Raw genomic sequence first — 16,075 nt, 5'->3', positions numbered from 1 at the left:
ACTATTTAAAATTCATTTATCTACTGTAAAATCATTGTTAAATATTTCAGTTTTATAGTCTTCAATCATCTCTTATTTACTATCAGTACATTGTTTCAAATATTTATAATTGCTTTTAAAGGTTTATTACTAAAACCTTTTATCCCATCTATTACTACTAATATAAATATTAATAATTTAGTTATATTTTCCATATCCTATCTTTAATTTTATTAAAATATATTCTTTAATAATTTCTTATATCCTTGTTATTTTCAAATAAACCATACATATTTTATCAGTCTATTTGTAAAAAATTATTTAGTAACCTATTAATATTTAATATCATATTATATATTGATGCACCTAATATTATTGCTACTATTTTATACGGAGGTTTACAATGAATAATGATCATACACTGTCAAATCCTACAATTGATATAAGTTCTTATTCTTTTATGTCTAAGCCTATTGGTACATCTAAAGACAATATAATCTGTCTAACCGAAGATGGTTTTAGTAAACCAATAGGGACATTTGATAAATCAAATAGGATTGCAGAACTTACCACCTCATTAAAAGATAAAATTTTAATAATAAATATGAGTAATTTTGACTTACTAGGAAATAATTATTCAATTCAAAGCGATTTTTCAGAAACGCTTATTTTTATTTGCGAAAATTTACAAAATATTGTTATTGATTCTATAGATTTTATATCAAATTCTACATGCATAGAACTTTTTAAATCTAATAAAAACATAACAATAAAAAACTGTAACTTTACAAACTCTAAAATAGGATTACTATCTTTAGAAAGTGAAAATTTAACTATTTGTAATAATAGTTTCTTTAATATACATCATGGTATAACATTGGTAGGATGCAATAATACATGTATAAACTGTAATAGTTTTTTCGAAAATATAATTGCAACTTATTTATATAAAAGCAATATAAATACAAACATAATTACAAATATTTATAATGATTGTATTGAAGGTATAACCCTATACAAAGATAATAATTTAAATAAGATATATAAAAATACCTTTAAAAGTAATATATTATTTTCTATGAATTTTGGAATAAGGCTATTTTATGGAAATGGATATAATATAATTTCAGAAAATTTAATCATTCATAACAACTCCATAATAAAAAAATCTGAAGATAATAATAAATTATATTTTATAGGAATTTATTTCGAAAATAATTTTAATATTCTTAATGAGATTTCAAATAACAAAATAATAGTAAAAAATAATAACTATGAGTTAAAAGGATCCTCTAGCATAGATGTAAGACTTTATGGAATAGCTATATTTTCAGATCATAGTCAAATTGAAATTTTTAATAATCATATAGCTATTTCAAATAACAAATTTAATATTTTAGGTTCAGAAAAGCAAAATGTACTTATAACCAACATTTTCATGAAAAATAATTATAAAAATAGAATTTATTCTAATACTTGTCACACTATAAAAAACAAAATTTTATTTAGTGAAAATAATATTTCCGTACTTATATCATCTATTAATATAGATAAACAAAACAGCTCTCTTATAATAAAAAATAATCAATTATTTATTTTAAAAAATATATTAATTCCTTCTGCAAATCAAAATATATTTTATAGCTTAATAATAAGCCCTATAATAGTATGTCTTGAAAATACTAATATAGACATAATAAACAACAATATTGAAATGAATTTTAATACTTTAGGAATCAACTCTGCTATTTTTGTAAACAAATCTAACTTCGGAATAAATGTATTAAATAATTTTGTCTCAAATTTAGATGGACATGCAATAGTTTTAAATGAAGACAATATAGCCAATACTGTACAATATAACAGGCTAGAAAACATTACTGGCTTAGGAATTTGTTTATTAAATTCAAATCATTCTAATATTATAAAAGATAATTTTATGAAAAATATAAAGTCAACTTCTTTATTACTATCAATATATAATTTGTCCAATATAATATCTAATAACTATTTCGAAAATAATTATAGGTCAATTTATATATTACCTTTTAATAATCAGTATAATACCATCAATTATAATAAATTTAATAATAATAATAATAATTTATTAGTAAGCTCAAATTTAAACAATTATATTTTTGAAAATCTAGTAAAACTCAAAAACGATAACCTTAAAGTTTATGATTCTTAATAAAAATAGATAGCGTAATTTTTATATAATTTACGCTATCTATTTTTATTGTAATAATTTTAATTAAACTTTCTAATTGAACTATTTATTTCAGTTTTTATCTCTTCAGTTAAATTTTGATTAAGGTTTCGTTCTAATAACTTAATATTTTTCACTTTATTATTTATAAAGTAATTTTCTATTAAGTTAACTCTTTTTTTAGGGTCTCCCATTACTATATATGCTACTAACCAATCTTCTAAAGATGTAAAATTCACTTTAATATTATCAATTAACTTGTAATCAGTTACAGACTTTTCATCTAATACAAACTCATAAAGTTTACCATTTCCTAAGTCAATTTTAAAATTCCCTAAAAACTCTACCATGATTCCATCAACTATATAACCAAAAAATGCTTCTGTTTTAAACGGTTCTTTTGAAGGTAAATATACCGTCTCTCCTATAGTATCCATAAACATTTTAATATTGTCAGCATCTTTAGCTTTTACTAATATATCTATATCATTAGGTTTATCTACTAAATTGTATCTATTTAATAAAACTGAACCTCCTATTCCCCAAGTACAGCCTATATCATTTAGACCTTTTGCAATTTTTTTTATCACTTCAGTATTCATATTAAGCCTCCTAATGTTTAATCATTTTATAGCTCTACCTATATAACTATTGTTATTTGTTAATTTTGAGACTACTACATTATACTTTAAAAATTCATCTTATACATCTATTAATATATTATAAAATTCGCTTCGCTTATATTGCCAACGACTTCATCCGTTGCTCAAAAATATATTTTTTACGCTAGTCATAATTCCTGATATTACTCAGTTACAGCAATTATCCACAGATTCTTAAGTATCATACTATCCTTAATCGTAAAAAAAGAGCTATAAATAAGCTCTTTTTTATATATTTAAATTATACAGTCTATAATTTCATCTTTATTTACTTTAAAGAAATATCTTGGTATATCTATATTACTTATTACTTTGGTTACATCTTCCTTATTGTATTTACATCCACAAAGTGCTTTTGATACATCTTCAATGTTTCCTTCACCAAAGAAGTCCCCATTTATACTACAATCTTCAATAATACCCTTTTTAACATTCATATTAAATGATACTTTTCCACCTTCAAATCTTTTCCACTTACTTATATTAAATTTAGGTGATGCTCCGTAATTCCATTCCCATGTCTCAAATTTTTCTTTTGCTATTTCATTTACCCTTTGTATATCTTTTTCTGTTAGTTTATATATATTATCAACATTCTTTAGTAAGCTTTTTAACATTAGATTTCTAAACTGAATGGCATCTATATCTTTTTGTAAATGTTCAGACACATTTGTTACTCTCTCTCTAACCGATTTTATTCCCTTAGATATTATTTTATCCTCAGCAACAGTTATACTTTTAACCATTTCCTCTATATTTGTATTAAATAAAATTGATCCATGATGAAGTCTTACATTATCTTTTATATATTGTGCATTTCCTGAAAATTTCTTATTTCCTATAAGTAAATCATTTCTACTATTAAAACTTGCCTCTACACCTTGTTCTTTAAGTGCATCTATTATTGGCTGAGTAAATGTTTTAAAATCTATTCCACTTCCATTGTAGTTCTTTTTTATAAATGTATACTGCCATCCATTCATATCCGTATAAATTGTGCCTCCACCTGTTATACGTCTTACAACATTTATGTTATTCTCTTCTACATATTTATTATTTATTTCTTCTATTGTATTTTGAAACTTCCCTACCATTAAAGTTGGATTTGTTCTCCAAAACATAAATATAGTATCATCTTTCAAGTCTTTTTCTGTCATAAGGTAATATTCAAGTGCAAAGTTAAAATATGGATTTTGTGAGTGGTTTTCTACGTATATCATTATTTTCCCCCTTGATAATTTAACTGTCTATTAATTTATATATCCATATTCGATATTTATTTGACTTTTCCTTTATTTTATCTTTATTTTCTGCAATAAATTTATGTGCATTTCATTTTAACTAATATTTTTAAATTTTACTTTTCTTAATATTTAAGTAAACAGATTTTCCTAAATATAAAAAAGAGCCTATAATTATAAGCTCTCTTTTTAACCTAATCATTTTTATGCATAAAAATTATCTATTTAATTTTAGATATACTATTTATCCTCACTTACTAATATATAGGCTCCTGCCCCCATGAATATAGCTCCTCCTACCATATTCCCTAGGGTAACTATTGCTAAATTATATATAGCTCCTCCTACTGTAACACTTGATATAGTTGGTGAAAATAAAGCAACTCCAAATATAGTCATATTAGCTACACTATGCTCAAAACCACTTGTTATAAATGCAAATAAACACATAAATATTATTATTAATTTAGCAGCATCATTGTTAGTTCTAAATGAACATAATATAGCTACACAAACTAATATATTACATAATATCCCTCTAAAGAAAAGTTCCATGGCTCCAGCACTAGCTTTTGCTGATGCTGTCGTAGCAAAAAATTCCATAACAGGTCCTTTTGATATTAATCCTGTCCCTACAAATAAAATTGCTACAATTAAAGATCCTATTAAATTTCCTATATAGCTATACATCCATACCTTACATGTATCTCCTAATTTTACACCTTTATTTAAAGTACCCGCTGTCATTACCATATTGTTACCTGTAAATAACTCAGCTCCTGTAAATACTACTAAACTAAGTGCTATAGCAAATGACATTCCCATTAAAATTTTTGTCATAGGAGAATTTGCAGCACTTAAAAGTCCACCAATTGTAAATATTAATATAATTCCTAGTCCTACATAAAGTCCTGCAAATGCTGATGAAGTTAAATACTTTAATAAACTTTTATTTAACAAGTTAACCTTATTTTTTGCTGCATTAGTTAGTTTTTCTAGAGTTTCATTGTGCATAATATTTTCCCCTCTTTATATAAATTATTTTTTAACAAATATAGATAAAAATATAATCCTATTATTTAAAATGTATTGTGATAGTTAAATTTAATTATCACAATACATTCATAGATTAATACTTTATACCACTCCAATATACATTTTGATTTACTATAGTTATATCCTCAAAGTTTACACCTTCTAGTGCCCACTTTTTAAACTCCATAAATCCAGTTCTATCTACTATATATCCAATATGCTCCTTAGGAAGACTTCTATCTATATAGTGTTCTACATATTTATAAGTATTTAATATTATCTTTATAATATTTTCTTCATCTGCCCAAACTAAAAAATCTTCAGCAAGTCTTGGATTTTTCTTACCACTTCTACCCATTATAGCTAATCTATAATACTTTTTAGAGTCTCTAGCCCATGCATTTGTTGGGCAATTTAAAACACACTCTCCACATCCAATACATTTACTATGATCTCTTATAACCCTATAGTTTTCTGCATGAAGGGCTCCTGTTGACAAGCTTTTACATTTTTTAACACAGGCACCACATGATACACATCTATCTTTATCATATTTAGGAAGTGTCATACCTATTATTCCAAAATCATGACTTCTAGCTTTTATACAATCATTTGGACATCCTGTTAAAGCTACTTTTACATGCAAGTCATTTGGAAAAACTGCATCCTCTATCTTTTTTGCAAACTCAGTTGTATTATATTGTGCCTTTGGACAGACTTTATTTCCTATACATGCTGATATATTTCTAGTTCCAGCAGATGGATATCCTTTGCCTTTTTCTTCTTGATTTATGTTCATTTTATCAATTATTGGTTGTACAAGCTTATTTACTTCTTCCATGCATTCCATTTTAATTCCAAGTATTTCAAATCCTTGTCTAGTTGTCATGTGTATTTGTCCATTCCCATATTCACTAGCAATTTTTGAAACTATCATTAAACTTTCAGGGTCAACACAACCTCCTGGTATTCTAACTCTCAAAGCTGTTTCATATTTATTTTTAGTTATTCTATAAGCATTTTTCATTACTTTTTTAGTATTTAAATCTCTTATCACAACTTTATCCTCCTAATCTATAAGGTTTTTAGCATACGAATAATCAAATACAGGACCATCTATACAAATATAAGTATCATCCATCTTACAATGTCCACATTTACCTATTCCACAACACATTTTTCTTTCATAAGAAACCCATATATTATTTTCTGCTAAATCTCTTTTTAAAAATTCTTCAACTGTAAACTTCATCATCATAGGAGGTCCTACTACTATAGCTGATGTATTATTAATATTTTCAATTTGTAAATTTGGAATATATTTTGTTACAAGCCCAATATTTCCTTGGTAATTTTCATCTGCTTTATCAACAGTAACTGTAACATCTAATTTTTCACTCCACTTTTTCAAATCATCTTTAAACAATACATCTTGAGGAGATCTAAATCCAGCTATTAGCTTAAAACTTTTACATTTATCTATATTTTCATAAAAATGCTCTATAATTCCTCGAACAGGTGCAAGACCACTACCACCTGCTACTACTACTACTTCTCTATCTTCATATAAGCTAACATCAAATCCATTCCCATAAGGCCCTCTTATAAAGAAGCTATCTCCTACCTTATAATCAAAAAGTTCATTTGTTACTTTACCTACACTTCTTATTGTGAAATCTATATAATCTTTTCCATATCCACTTACAGATATTGGACTCTCACCAAACTTTGGTATAGATATTTCATAAAACTTGCCTGGTAAAACATCTTTTGTATTTGCCTTAACTCTAAATGTCCACTCTATGTCTGTATGCTTAACTATGTCTATTATTTTTGCTGCTATTGGTATATATGGATTCATTATTTCTCCTCCTTATTAACTATTTCACTTACTTTTTCTATACAATTTGAAAATGATATATATTGAGGACAAGCATCGTCACATCTACCACATCCTACACACATGTTATATCCAAAACGCTTTTTAAAATCATACACTTTGTGCATAGTTTTAAATCTCATACGTTCACCTTTAGTAGTTCTAAATTCATGTCCTCCTGCCATAGATGTAAAACCATCTACATGACATCCTGCCCAAACTCGTCTTCTTTCTCCAACGTTTTCATTTTCTTTATAATAAACATCTTGCATTGTATAGCAAGAACAAGTTGGACATACAAAATTACATCGACCACATGCTATACATCTACCATTATAATCATTCCACATTTCATAATTTGCTAATTCTTTTAAATCTAATTTTTCTGTATCTGGTAAATCTATTTTAAATAAGTTTTCTTTAACAAATTCAATTTCAAAGTTATCGTTTTCACCGTTAAAAATATTTAAATCTTCATCTTTTATCTCTAGTTGAATTTCATCTCCATTAATATTTAATCCCATTGAATAATTATCTGTTTTGTTAGATTCCATACTTACGCAAAAACAGTTTCTAAAGCTTTCCTTACATCCAACTACAACAAATTTTACTTTTTCTCTAAGCTTTTTATAATAATAATCTTCATCTAATCCATTTGATAAATATATCTGATCTAATCTTTTTATTGCATTTATATCACATGCTCTTAAAAACAGTATTACTTTTTTATCATCTATGTCACTTTCCTTAAATTCTTTTTCTGTAAAATAAAATAATATCTGAGTTATAGGAAAAATAACTTCCTTTGGTGAAAAGTCTGATTTTTTATTAAATTCCATTTCCTCAATAGAATTAACTTCTTGATACCTTACAACATCAGTATCTGAATAAGTTCCTTTATATCCAAGAGATACTGGTGCAAGTATTTTATAGTCTTTGCTTAGTTTACTTAAGCCTTCATTAAAATTTGATTTACTTAATTTTATTTTCATACTAGCCACCTTTTCTTAATTTTTATTAATTTAATGTTAACATTTTATCAATTTTATCTCTGTGATTAATGTCACGAATTTATGGGTATAATACATATTTAGTTAAAAAATATACAAAGCAACTTCATATTTTTTCATATAAATATATTTCTTTTTTAATATTATGACCATAAAAATAAGAGCTTATTTCTATTTAGAGATAGCTCTTTTATTTATTATAAATTTATGTATAGTTTCATAATTATTTAGTTTTATAAAGCATTTCTACATGAAGAATATTATCTTCAAGATAAACTTCTGATACTTCTTCAAATCCAAGGCTTTTATAGAAATCTACTAGATATTCTTGAGCAGAAATTCTAATTTCATTATCATTCAATTCTTTCTCAATAAACTCAATCCCTTTTAACATTAATTTTCTAGCAATGCCTCTACCTCTCGCATCTTTTGAAACTACTACTCTACCTATTGATATTTCATCATATGATATTCCTTTTTCTACAATTCTTAAATATGCTAATATTTCATCATTTTCTTCTAAGTATAAATGATAGCAGTTTTCATCACTTCCATCACAATCATTAAATAGGCATTCTTGTTCTACTACGAAAACCTCGCTTCTTAAGTTTAAAATTTTATATAATTCTTTGTTCTTTAGTTCCTCAAATGATTTAATTTTCCAGTTCATGATGTGTCCCCTCTCTTTTTAATATATTAAACTTATCTAATTTCCTTTAAAGTAATTAGACAATTCCCTTTCCTTTACATATATTTTTTTCCCCTCTAATTTTACTAATCCTTCATCTTGAAGATTTTTCATTGCTCTTGATAATGTCTCTCTTTTACATCCCAACATATCAGCAATATAGGTTATACTTATATTAACATTTATAAGAGTCCAACTTCCACTTTTAACACCAAATTCTTTACTAATTCTATATAATTTAGCAGCTAACTTTTTATCTATCTTTATGGATATAGAATTTTTAAGTTGCCTATATAGTCTTCTGGTTCTTCTCTCCATATAATTAAAAATATTTTTTGAGAGCCCAAAATCATTTTCAACTATACTTATAAACTCTTCAATACTATATTCCAATACTAATGATTTTTCAAAGGCTTCACAAGTAACTGTAGATGTTTTAACTTCATCTAATATTATTTCATTTATCATTTCGCCTTGCTTTAATATAAATATTACTTTTCGTTCTCCACCCTCACTCATTTTAAAAGTTGATACTTTTCCTTCTAGTAAAAAATATATTTTTTCTATTTTTTCTTTTTCATAAAATAATATATCTTTCTTATTTATTACCTTTATTTTTCCTCTTTTTATAATTTCTTTTCTAGTACTATCTTTTATATTTTTAAATATGTGAACCTTATCTATATCATAATCTAAAATTTTTTTCATTAACTCACCTTAATTTAAATTTCATCAATATTTTAATTTTTAGTAATTATACCATAAAAATATACTTATTAATAAAAAATTCGCTTTCCTCATAGCGCCAACGACTTCATCTGTTGCGTAAAAAAATATAGGAAATGTCATTATAAAAATAATATTTCCTATATTATGTTATATTCCATTTTTATTTATATTATTATAAGTTATTATCTATTTTAAAACCACAGCAGCTACAGTAATTAGAATCTAAATCTACTTCACTATTACATCTGTGGCAAATTAAATATTTAACTTGTACCTCTTCTATCTCTATTTTTTTCCCACATTCAGCACAGAACTTAGCATTTGGATTTAAAATACTTCCACATTCACAGATAGTATCATTTTTTAATGTTTCTATTTCTTTTATTTTCATAGAAATCTCATATATATGTTTGTCTATATCTATAATTTGACTTTTATAATCATCAAAATCATTATCCATAGCAGTACCATTTCTAAGTTTTGTATACAATAATTCACCCATTTCTAAAAGTAAATTAGTCTTTTTTAATTCATAATTATTCATTTCATCACTCAAAGTAGATTTTTCTTTTACTATTTCAATTTTTTCTCTACCTTTATCTATTCCATCTTGAACCTTAGAAAATTTTTTATCAAATTTCTCTCTTAAATTACTCATAAATCCTCCGTATTTTACCTTTTACATAATTTTATAATATATTTTTATCTATGTCGTTGTCATCAAATACATATAATTTATGACCTATCGATGTTAGTGCGAAGCTATATATAAATGAACTTATAATTGCTCCTAAAACTGGTATCCCTAGAACTACAGATCCTTGATAATTATTCATTTCAAGTAATGATATATTTCCACCAATTATCACAGAACTAAATATAGCTAAAATTCCCATTAAAATAGCATAACATGCACTAAACACTAAAACTACATTTACTTTACTATCTTTGTATTTACGCTTTAAGTGGCATCCATTTAGTAGTATTATCAATGACCCTAATGCAATCATTACTGCAAATATAAGCTTAGTATCTAAAAATAAATCAGATGTTATTAAACTAAATGCAGATATAGATGTATTAGATATTGTTACAGGAATAAAGTTAGCAAATCCCCACATATATGCACTTAGTTGAGATAATATTAATCCTATACTTATTTGGTCAACATAACTATACATTCCAAATTCATATAAATAACTTCTATCTGTTAAAGTTATTCCAGTTAATATTACAAATGTTACAATGTAACCTGTAGCTATTATAACTACTGCTTTTTTTAATAAAGTTAAGTATATATTCTCACTATTATATTTTTTCTTAAAGTTTAATAGATACGTTGTTAAAAAGGCTATTATAAATCCATTTAAAAGTACACTCATGGGTCTGTAGCTAGCTTCAACAGCCATACCATACTGAAGCATATCATTAAAGCTCAATCTCATTCTACTTATAATACTTAAAATGAACACAATAATTGCATACACTACCCCAACACCTAATGAGTTTAAAAATACATCTTTTGAACTTTTATTTTTATTTTTCATAAATAAAACATTAGATAAAAGTAATGAGATTATTGGCCCTAAAAGTAATAAAACCAACCCTAAATGCGCAGTTATACTACCTGAGCCTAACATGTTAGTCGAGCTTACATCTACATATCCTAAATTTAATCCCATCATAATATGTATTGGATTTATAAAGTTTCCTAAATCATCAAATCCTATACTTACAAATACCTTAAATATAATAGACATTATAAATAATATAGCTATAGAGGATACTGCTGTCTTTATGATGCTACTTAAATTAAGTTGCTTTAGAATAGGGTTAATATTTTTATTTTTCTCTTCTCTAACATTGATTTTTTCAATATTACTAAGACTAGCTCCACAAAACCTGCAATAATTATCCTTTTCTTTATTTTCATTTTCACACTTACTACATGTATTGTGTGTATTTCTCTTTAATCTAAAATCTTTATTTATGCACTTTTTTATTATGGATCCAGTTTTACTGCTATAATTTTCGTATTTTAAATTTTCTTCCATCGTCTCCTCCATTTTATTTAATCTTATAAATCTTTATTAATAAGAATTGTATAACTTGTAATATTATAAAACTCTAGCATATTGCTAGAGCTTGTAGTCTATTATTCCCTTTTCTAAATTGTATAACTTAGTAAATCCTTCAATTGAAAGTAAGTTACATGCAGTTATACTTCTATGTCCACTTCTACAATATACTACTACCGGTTTGTTTTTATAATTTTCAATCTCATCTATGTTATATAATAAATCGTGCAGTTGAATATTTATTGAATTTTGTATGTTTTTTTCTTCATATTCATCTTTAGTTCTAACATCTAGTAATAGTACATCTTCTTCTTTTACTAATTTATTTAATTTTTCATTATTTATATTTATATAATCCATTAAAATCACCTCATATGCTTTTTTATATCTTATACCCTTACAAGCATACTTAAAACTAAATTAGATATGTCTTTTAATGAACTTCCTTTGACTTTTTTATCATTTTAAAGTGCCTTATTATAAAAGATATTTCCATAGTTACAGCTGCACAACTTATTAATCTTGTAGTCATATCAGTTGTTGAAACTGCATAATTGAAGAAATAAATAATTAATGCTATATCTATTAATATCATTATGGTGTCTATTAGTTTTGTCATATTCCCTCCTACTATATTTATATTTTTTAATTATAGCATAAATCATTTGATATTAAACTCATTTTTATTAAAAATTTGAGATTATATGTTCAAATTAATTCATTAATAAAAACTTACTTTTTCTATTATATTTTATAACTATTAAATTAATTTATACTATTCATACATTGCTATTAAATAAAATTTTTTCTATTTATGAATTAAATTTATATATTTTTTAATAAATGAAAAAAGCTCTACTAATATATTACTTTATTTCTTCCTTCTTCTTTTGCCTTATATAAATTTTCATCTGCTGTTTCAATTATATTGTTTTCACTGTCCATTTTAAATGCAATACCTAAACTTACGGTTACTTTCATATCTTGATTCCAAATTAAATTTTCAACTTTAATTCTTGCTTTTTCAGCTAAATTTACCACATCTTTTTTTTCTTTATTCTCAATAAGTATCACAAACTCTTCTCCACCATACCTGTAAAAGCTAGAATCTTAGTCTAATACATTGTTAATTTCATTACATACACCTATAATAACTTCATCTCCCACTTTATGACCATATTTATCGTTTATACGTTTAAAATGGTCAATATCTATCATTATGCATGAAAATTTTTTATTATTAGATATTAATTTTTTATATATTTTATTAAACTGTCTTCTATTATAAATGTTTGTTAATGCATCTCGTTGAGATAATTTCTTTATATTTTTTATTCTTTTATATAAAAAATAATAAACAACACTAAATGCTATACTTGATATAAATATTAATTTATACGCATTTACTTTAAATTCATATTCATCTAATAATTTTTTCTTATCAGTTGTTGCTTGTATAATATACTTAGAATAATCTTCATATCTTAATCCTTCTATATATTCTTTTAGCTCTATTAGTTTTAATGTATATTGATAAAAGCTTTCACTATCATCTGTTATTTTATATGTATCAATAAGTTCTTCAATAATAAAAACTTCCTTATAATAATTTCCCTCGTTTTCACTATATTCTAGCGCATTTAAGTATTCATTTATAGAACTATTATAGTTCCTTATAGACTTATAGTACTGTGCTTTTGCAATTGAATATTCTAATTCTTTATCAATGAAATACCAAGTTTGGTCTTCTTGTAGAAGTTTTCAGTTTCTTCTATTAGTTTTGCAGCTTATTTTTTCTTATCAATATTTATATAGCACCTTATTTTTATTACATTTGCCAATATTTCAAAATCTCTATAATCCTCTTCATTGTAATATTTTTTGTATTTATCAATTTCATTTACAGAGTTAAGCGCATCTTCATATTTATTTAAGCAAATATAAATCTCAGCTAAATTTAAATATGCATACGGCTTAAACTTTCCTCTTTCATCTTCATCATATATCTCTACATCTAAAGCTTTCTCTATAGCCTCTATAGCCGTTTCATTTCCCTTTAATTTTTTAAATATTGTTGCTAAATCTACTATAGCCTTTGCATATTCCTTTTGCTTTCCCATGTCATTTGCTAAAAATATATAATTTAAATTAACTTCTGAAGAATTAGAATACTGATTATTCATAAAGTAAAGTAATCCTAATATATCTAGAGCATATAATCTAAATTCATTTGAAACTTTATTACTTTTTATTAATTTATTTAATATATCTATAGCTACTTTTCGAGATGATTTAGTTGTATTTAATAGTTTTATTATTTTTTTTATTATGTCTATATTTTCATCATAGTATTTAGGATTTATATTATAAAATGCATTCTTAGAAAATTCATTAAGCTTTTTATAGTCTTCTTCTTGTTGTGCTATTTCTCCTAAAAAAACATATGTATATACTTCAGTTAAATAGCTAGCGTTTATATTTTTACTTTCTAAAGATTCATTAAATTTTATTTTAGCTTCTTTAAATTTACCTTCTTTTTTTAAAATAGCACCTTCTATAAAATATATTTCCGATTGCTTGTTTTGTTTTTTTAATTGTTTTATTAAGCTATTACTTTCTTCTTTACTGATTTTCTCACTTTAAAAGTTTTCACCTATATCCTTTATCTGGCTATGATTCAATCTATCATTTATCACTATAAACAATATACAAAAAGGTATAAGTATAGTAATAATCAATATATACTTTTTTATATCATGTATCTTACTCATCTGTACCCTCCTTTAGTTTCTTATCTATAGTCAAGAGTTTAAACTTTATTAGTTATGTATTGCTTATTTGAATTCTAAAAATGGCTAGATAAAATAACGTTATTTTATATAGCCATTTTTAATTTTAATATTATTCGATGATTTAGTCTATATTTTTATTGTTTTTTTCGTCAAATTTTTACATCCTGTCTACTATTAGTTTTTATAAATTATTTTCACTTGTCTTTATAAAAAGTTAACTGGATATTTATTATTGTGAACATGTTATATTGATGATTCTATTAAAAAAGGTATATTACTCTAAATATAATTTAGCATTAAATAAAATAAAAGTAGCTTAATAAGCTACTTTTATTATTTAAAGAAACATAATCCTATGATTACAATTCCAGAAATTAAAAATACTATATCTAGGATTTTATACTTATTAGGAAATTTTCTATTTAAGACACAACTACTTATAAAAACTAAACCTAAAATTCCTTTTATAAAGTATCCACTGTCTCCTATAAACAATGATGCTACCGTTGCAACTGCTATTATCACCAGCATAAAATATTCTATATAAAGAACCCAGTCTATTTTTTTATTAACTCCCATAATAGATTACCTTTCTATTTCATTATTATATTTATAATTAATATATTATCATAAAACTTCTTATTTAGTAATAATAATAAGTTTTTAAAATTTAAATATAATTAATGCTTTCCCGAATACTATGCTGACTATACCCCATAAATGTTTTAAATATTAACTATAGTTAAAATACCGTATATAAAAATTAAAAATATACAGATTATAAATAGTGGATAGAAACCTCTCCAGTCTTTCAGTGTTGTTTTATATAATACTTTTGTACAATCACTTTCTATTCTTTTTATCTTTTTGCTATTAGCATAGAAAATATATATAACTGCAATACCTATAATTAAATTAATATATGTTATCTCGATATATTGAGTATTTACAGTGGAGAAAGTATGCAATATCCCCATAACCCCAATTAATACATTTAGTAGACCCATAATTAGCAATAATTTTGACTGTGATTTTAATCTATCTGCGTATCTGCCTTGTTCTATATGTTTTATATGTTTCATATTATTTTTATCTTTAGATCTAAAATAATAAAAATCTTTACTTTTATCAACATATTCTAATCCATAATCTTCATAAATAGCTAGATATTCTCCTTCATCTAAACTATTATTTTCTCTCATATCTATCATATATGAGTAATCCTGTGAATCTGTTTTTTCAAAAGTGTAGTGACATGCAAACCTTACATTAACCAAATGGTATCCTTTTTTAGACATTTCCTCTAGCCACTTACATTCTTTTTCTTCTTCCCCTATAACAAACATCTTAAATACTTTTTTATATTTGCTCATTATTACACCTCTATCCCATATAATATTTTTTTGCCATTTTCAATAGATAAATTTAATCTATTATACTCAAGTAATAAAATTTCATTTCCTAACTCTGTTAATTGATAACTTTTTCTTCTTTCTTCTTTTGATTCTACCTGCTTTATCAAACCATCTTTTACAAGTTTACTTGTTGCTCCATATAAAGTACCTGGACCTAACGTAACTGTTCCATTAGTTAATGCCTCTACATCTTGCATTAGCTTATATCCATGAATTGGTTTAACCATACACAGCAAAATATAATAAGTTGCTTCAGTCATTGGTAAGTACTTTTTAATGATATCTTCTTTCATTATTAATTCACGCCTCCTTTTTATAGTTTTATTTTAACTATACATTTGTAGTTTATATCATATAA

The 16,075-nt window shown here is 24.6% G+C and carries 18 protein-coding genes and 1 pseudogene; 1 reads left to right on the top strand and 18 read right to left on the bottom strand.

Features of this window, described 5'->3' with window-relative positions; translation table 11 throughout:
* The first annotated feature begins 382 nt into the window (after positions 1-382).
* Positions 383-2,170, top strand: a complete 1,788-nt coding sequence (locus tag NWE74_RS18075; RefSeq protein ID WP_258244360.1) for a NosD domain-containing protein — start codon at positions 383-385, stop codon at positions 2,168-2,170.
* 59 nt (positions 2,171-2,229) lie between these two features.
* On the opposite strand, the gene NWE74_RS18070 is transcribed toward NWE74_RS18075, so the two are convergent.
* The 18 genes and pseudogenes from NWE74_RS18070 to NWE74_RS17985 form a co-directional block, all read right to left on the bottom strand.
* The gene (locus NWE74_RS18070) at positions 2,230-2,790 is read right to left on the bottom strand and encodes a hypothetical protein (RefSeq protein ID WP_258244359.1); all 561 of its coding nucleotides are present in this window, start codon (positions 2,788-2,790) and stop codon (positions 2,230-2,232) included.
* Between the two features lie 296 nt (positions 2,791-3,086).
* Positions 3,087-4,070: a lipoate--protein ligase gene (locus tag NWE74_RS18065; protein ID WP_258244358.1), complete on the bottom strand. Its 984-nt coding sequence runs from the start codon at positions 4,068-4,070 to the stop codon at positions 3,087-3,089.
* A gap of 261 nt (positions 4,071-4,331) precedes the next feature.
* Positions 4,332-5,105 carry a formate/nitrite transporter family protein gene (locus NWE74_RS18060; protein WP_258244357.1) on the bottom strand — a complete coding sequence of 258 codons (774 nt, stop codon included), beginning with the start codon at positions 5,103-5,105 and terminating at the stop codon, positions 4,332-4,334.
* A gap of 115 nt (positions 5,106-5,220) precedes the next feature.
* Positions 5,221-6,183 (bottom strand): sulfite reductase subunit C, encoded by a 963-nt coding sequence (gene asrC, locus NWE74_RS18055; RefSeq protein ID WP_258244356.1) that lies wholly within the window; start codon positions 6,181-6,183, stop codon positions 5,221-5,223.
* A gap of 12 nt (positions 6,184-6,195) precedes the next feature.
* Positions 6,196-6,987, bottom strand: a complete 792-nt coding sequence (gene asrB / locus NWE74_RS18050) for an anaerobic sulfite reductase subunit AsrB (protein ID WP_258244355.1) — start codon at positions 6,985-6,987, stop codon at positions 6,196-6,198.
* Positions 6,987-7,997, bottom strand: coding sequence for an anaerobic sulfite reductase subunit AsrA (asrA, locus tag NWE74_RS18045; RefSeq protein ID WP_258244354.1), 1,011 nt, complete (start codon positions 7,995-7,997; stop codon positions 6,987-6,989). The genes asrB and asrA overlap by 1 nt, the downstream gene beginning before the upstream one ends.
* Before the next feature lie 241 nt (positions 7,998-8,238).
* Entirely contained in the window at positions 8,239-8,685 is a 447-nt protein-coding gene (locus tag NWE74_RS18040; RefSeq protein WP_258244353.1) for a GNAT family N-acetyltransferase, read from the bottom strand.
* Between the two features lie 36 nt (positions 8,686-8,721).
* On the bottom strand, positions 8,722-9,411 hold the full coding sequence (locus NWE74_RS18035; protein WP_258244352.1) for a Crp/Fnr family transcriptional regulator: 690 nt from the start codon (positions 9,409-9,411) through the stop codon (positions 8,722-8,724).
* A 193-nt stretch (positions 9,412-9,604) separates the two neighbouring features.
* Positions 9,605-10,090 (bottom strand): zinc ribbon domain-containing protein, encoded by a 486-nt coding sequence (locus NWE74_RS18030; protein WP_258244351.1) that lies wholly within the window; start codon positions 10,088-10,090, stop codon positions 9,605-9,607.
* A gap of 31 nt (positions 10,091-10,121) precedes the next feature.
* Positions 10,122-11,486: a hypothetical protein gene (locus NWE74_RS18025; protein ID WP_258244350.1), complete on the bottom strand. Its 1,365-nt coding sequence runs from the start codon at positions 11,484-11,486 to the stop codon at positions 10,122-10,124.
* A gap of 84 nt (positions 11,487-11,570) precedes the next feature.
* A complete protein-coding gene (locus tag NWE74_RS18020; RefSeq protein WP_258244349.1) occupies positions 11,571-11,870 on the bottom strand; it encodes a rhodanese-like domain-containing protein in 300 nt (99 codons plus the stop codon).
* A gap of 73 nt (positions 11,871-11,943) precedes the next feature.
* On the bottom strand, positions 11,944-12,129 hold the full coding sequence (locus NWE74_RS18015) for a hypothetical protein (protein ID WP_258244348.1): 186 nt from the start codon (positions 12,127-12,129) through the stop codon (positions 11,944-11,946).
* A 239-nt stretch (positions 12,130-12,368) separates the two neighbouring features.
* Positions 12,369-12,836 (bottom strand): annotated as a pseudogene (locus NWE74_RS18010) (GGDEF domain-containing protein).
* Positions 12,837-13,297: 461 nt separating this feature from the next.
* Positions 13,298-13,693: a tetratricopeptide repeat protein gene (locus NWE74_RS18005; RefSeq protein ID WP_258244347.1), complete on the bottom strand. Its 396-nt coding sequence runs from the start codon at positions 13,691-13,693 to the stop codon at positions 13,298-13,300.
* Positions 13,694-14,149: 456 nt separating this feature from the next.
* The gene (locus tag NWE74_RS18000) at positions 14,150-14,281 is read right to left on the bottom strand and encodes a hypothetical protein (protein ID WP_258244346.1); all 132 of its coding nucleotides are present in this window, start codon (positions 14,279-14,281) and stop codon (positions 14,150-14,152) included.
* 354 nt (positions 14,282-14,635) lie between these two features.
* Positions 14,636-14,881 carry a hypothetical protein gene (locus NWE74_RS17995; protein WP_258244345.1) on the bottom strand — a complete coding sequence of 82 codons (246 nt, stop codon included), beginning with the start codon at positions 14,879-14,881 and terminating at the stop codon, positions 14,636-14,638.
* A gap of 146 nt (positions 14,882-15,027) precedes the next feature.
* The gene (locus NWE74_RS17990) at positions 15,028-15,675 is read right to left on the bottom strand and encodes a DUF2812 domain-containing protein (RefSeq protein ID WP_258244344.1); all 648 of its coding nucleotides are present in this window, start codon (positions 15,673-15,675) and stop codon (positions 15,028-15,030) included.
* A 2-nt stretch (positions 15,676-15,677) separates the two neighbouring features.
* Positions 15,678-16,010: a PadR family transcriptional regulator gene (locus tag NWE74_RS17985; RefSeq protein WP_258244343.1), complete on the bottom strand. Its 333-nt coding sequence runs from the start codon at positions 16,008-16,010 to the stop codon at positions 15,678-15,680.
* Between the last annotated feature and the right edge of the window lie 65 nt (positions 16,011-16,075).

It is taken from the genome of Romboutsia lituseburensis (assembly GCF_024723825.1).
GTDB classification, from domain to species: Bacteria; Bacillota; Clostridia; order Peptostreptococcales; family Peptostreptococcaceae; genus Romboutsia_F; species Romboutsia_F lituseburensis_A.
This window is presented reverse-complemented; position numbering and strand designations above follow the sequence as displayed.